The organism is Leucobacter sp. wl10, from assembly GCF_003569785.1.
Taxonomy (GTDB): domain Bacteria; phylum Actinomycetota; class Actinomycetes; order Actinomycetales; family Microbacteriaceae; genus Leucobacter.
Genome location: NZ_KZ984048.1, coordinates 1 through 420, shown reverse-complemented (window position 1 = coordinate 420; position 420 = coordinate 1). Strand labels below are relative to the sequence as shown.

Genomic DNA, 420 nt, shown 5'->3' with positions numbered 1-420 from the left:
CTAGTGGTGTGTCCCGGTGTTGGTTGCCTGGTTGAGGGCGACGCGGCCGCGGGCGATCTTGTCCAGGATGGATTCGGCTGACGCGGTCCAGATCAGTGGGCGGGGCTGGTCGTTGTGCGCATCCAGGTAGTCCTCGATCGCGTCGATGAGGTCGGGCACGCTGCGGAAGACCCCGCGGCGGAGCGCTTTGTCGGTGAGTTCCCGGAACCAGCGTTCAACGAGGTTCAGCCAGGACGACGAGGTCGGGGTGAAGTGCAGGTGGAACCGCGGATGCTTGCTCAGCCACTTCGTCACGTTCTCGTGCTTGTGGGTAGCGTAGTTGTCCAGGATCAGGTGGATCTGCAACTCGGGCGGCACGCTCCGCTCGATGGTGCGCAGGAACGTCAGGAACTCCTCGTGACGGTGCTTGGGCAGGCACTG

At 64.0% G+C, this 420-nt stretch carries 1 protein-coding gene; it reads right to left on the bottom strand.

Annotated features, from left to right (window positions below; translation table 11 throughout):
* Positions 1 to 420 (bottom strand): IS630 family transposase (locus D1J51_RS17735; RefSeq protein ID WP_119077329.1); only part of this gene is annotated, 420 nt, incomplete at its 5' end.